Source organism: Xanthomonas sp. SHU 199 (assembly GCF_000364665.1).
In the GTDB taxonomy this organism is placed as follows: domain Bacteria; phylum Pseudomonadota; class Gammaproteobacteria; order Xanthomonadales; family Xanthomonadaceae; genus Xanthomonas_A; species Xanthomonas_A sontii.
This window is the reverse complement of sequence record NZ_AQOI01000294.1, coordinates 1-2,282: the sequence shown is the minus strand read 5'-3', so window position 1 is coordinate 2,282 and position 2,282 is coordinate 1. Positions and strand designations below refer to the sequence as shown.

4 protein-coding genes are annotated in these 2,282 nt (G+C 71.5%); 3 read left to right on the top strand and 1 reads right to left on the bottom strand.

The genetic code is table 11. From position 1 onward, the window contains the following. The 3 genes from D183_RS24470 to D183_RS0110770 form a co-directional block, all read left to right on the top strand. Positions 1–501: hypothetical protein (locus D183_RS24470; protein ID WP_017908997.1), on the top strand; the 501-nt coding region annotated here is incomplete at its 5' end. Between the two features lie 78 nt (positions 502–579). Next, complete coding sequence (gene xth / locus D183_RS0110775; RefSeq protein WP_017908996.1) at positions 580–1,356, top strand: exodeoxyribonuclease III; 777 nt, start codon at positions 580–582, stop codon at positions 1,354–1,356. Continuing rightward, on the top strand, positions 1,353–1,784 hold the full coding sequence (locus D183_RS0110770) for a GFA family protein (RefSeq protein ID WP_017908995.1): 432 nt from the start codon (positions 1,353–1,355) through the stop codon (positions 1,782–1,784). The genes xth and D183_RS0110770 overlap by 4 nt, the downstream gene beginning before the upstream one ends. A 64-nt stretch (positions 1,785–1,848) precedes the next feature. Here the strand turns inward: D183_RS0110770 and D183_RS0110765 are convergent, their stop codons facing one another. Continuing rightward, the gene (locus D183_RS0110765; protein ID WP_017908994.1) at positions 1,849–2,100 is read right to left on the bottom strand and encodes a GlsB/YeaQ/YmgE family stress response membrane protein; all 252 of its coding nucleotides are present in this window, start codon (positions 2,098–2,100) and stop codon (positions 1,849–1,851) included. Between the last annotated feature and the right edge of the window lie 182 nt (positions 2,101–2,282).

Genomic DNA, 2,282 nt, shown 5'->3' with positions numbered 1-2,282 from the left:
TGGGCGGCCGAACGGCAACGTCTCGCGGCCTGTCGCGGCGTCGCCGGGCTCGATGCCGCGCAGATCGAGGCGATGCTGCGCAGTGCGGCCGCGCGCGGCGATGCCGATGCGCAACGCCAGTTGCTGGCGCAGCGCGTGGCGCAGTTGGTCGCGCGCGCCGGCAGCGTCGACGCGGAAGGGCAACGCGCTCCGCTGTCGGCCGCCGACGAGCGCGATGCCGAGGACGTGGTGACGCAACTGGAAGACCGCGCGCTGCACGGCGACCGCACGTCGATCGACGCCTTGGCGCAACTGCTGCGCGCGCCCTGGCTGGCGGTGGCCGATCCGCCGTACGCCGCGGCCTGGCAACTGGCCGCGCGGCAGGCGCCGGAGCGGCCGTTCCCGCCGCCGGAACAGGCGCTCGGTGCCGAGGAACTGCTCGACGGCTTGAACGAGGCGCAGCGCCAGCAGGCGCTGAGCCTGGCGCCGGCGCTGTTCGCGCAGTGCTGCGCGCGGCGCTGAACGGGCTGGTGCCCGCGGTTTGGCCGCCGCGGCGGCTGCGGTCAGAATAGCGGCCGGCTTCCCCGTCCCGGATTTCCCTTGAAGATCGCCAGCTGGAACGTCAACTCGCTCAACGTGCGCCTGCCGCACCTGCAACAGTGGCTGGCCGCGTTCGCGCCGGACGTGGTCGGGATCCAGGAGACCAAGCTGGAGGACCACAAGTTTCCCGACACGGTGCTGGCCGAGGCCGGCTACCGCAGCGTGTTCGCCGGGCAGAAGACCTACAACGGCGTGGCGATCCTGTCGCGCCTGCCGATCGGCGACGTGCAGATCGGCGTGCCGGGCCTGGAGGACGAGCAGAAGCGCGCCATCGCCGCCACCATCGGCGACCTGCGCATCGTCAATCTGTACGTGGTCAACGGCCAGGACGTGGGCACCGACAAGTACGCCTACAAGCTGCGCTGGTTGGAGGCGGTGCACGCCTGGCTGGCCGACGAGCTGCAGCGGCATCCGCGGCTGGTGGTGCTGGGCGACTTCAACATCGCCCCGGACGCGCGCGACGTGCACGACCCGCTGGTGTGGAGCGACAACCACATCCTCACTTCCACCGCCGAGCGCGGCGCCCTGCACAAGCTGCTCGGCCTGGGCCTGCACGACGGCTTCCGCCTGCACCATGCCGACGGCGGCATCTTCAGCTGGTGGGACTACCGCCAGGCCGGCTTCCGCCGCGACCTGGGGCTGCGCATCGACCTGACCCTGGTGTCCGAGGCGCTGAAGGCGCGCACCCGCGGTGCCGGCATCGACCGCGAACCGCGCAGCTGGGACCGCCCCAGCGATCACGCGCCGGCCTGGGTCGAGCTGGAGCCGGCGGCATGAGCGAGCGCCACGTGCGCCGCTGCATCGACAAGGTCGGCGACACCGCGATCGCGCCGCTGCACCGGCTCAGCTGCCACTGCGGTGCGGTGCAGATCGACCTGGAGCTGCCGCAGGGCATCGTCGACCCGCGCCGCTGCAACTGCTCGCTGTGCCGGCGCCGCGGCGCCATCGTCGCCTCGGTGCCGCTGGCGGCCCTGCATGTCCGCCAGGGCGAGCAGGCGCTGCGCCTGTACCAGTTCCACACGCATACCGCGCAGCATTATTTCTGCGGCACCTGCGGGATCTACACGCATCATCGGCGCCGCTCCGATCCCAGCCTGTACGGCTACAACGTCGGCTGCCTGGAGGGCGTGGACCCGTATGCGATGGCCATCGCGGTGCCGGTCGAGGACGGCGTGCGCCATCCGGCCGACCGCGCTGCGCCGTGAGCGGGGCCGCAAATGCAAAACGCCCGGCGAACCGGGCGTTTGCGCAAGCGGCGAGGGCGCTGTGTCAGCGCGCGCGGCCGCGGGTGAACAGGTTGACGATCGCCAGCAGGATGATGGCGCCGATCAACGAGTACAGGAACGTCCACAGGGTGATCGCCTGGTTGATGCCGCCGCCGAACAGCCAGCCGGCGATCAGCGCGCCGACGATGCCGACCACGATGTTCAGAATGATGCCCTGCTGTGCGTCACGGCGCATGATGATGCTGGCCAGCCAGCCCACGATGCCGCCGACGATCAACCAGATGATGATGCCCATGCGTCAGACTCCTCGGTTCGGCCCGCACCAGGAGCGGTGGGGTGCGCGTCATTTAAGGAGCGCCGCCGTGAAGCGGCCGTATAGCGCCGGCCCCGCCGCGCAGCGGCCATTGCGCTTTGTGGGCGCGGCGTGAGCGCGCCGACGCCGCCCGTGGCCGACGGCGCCGAGCCGCCGGACTGGCG

Coding starts and splice junctions, on each gene's coding strand:
- D183_RS0110770 (WP_017908995.1), top strand. CDS start 1,353: ATGAGCGAGCGCCACGTGCGCCGCTGCATCGACAAGGTCGGCGACACC.
- D183_RS0110765 (WP_017908994.1), bottom strand. CDS start 2,100: ATGGGCATCATCATCTGGTTGATCGTCGGCGGCATCGTGGGCTGGCTG.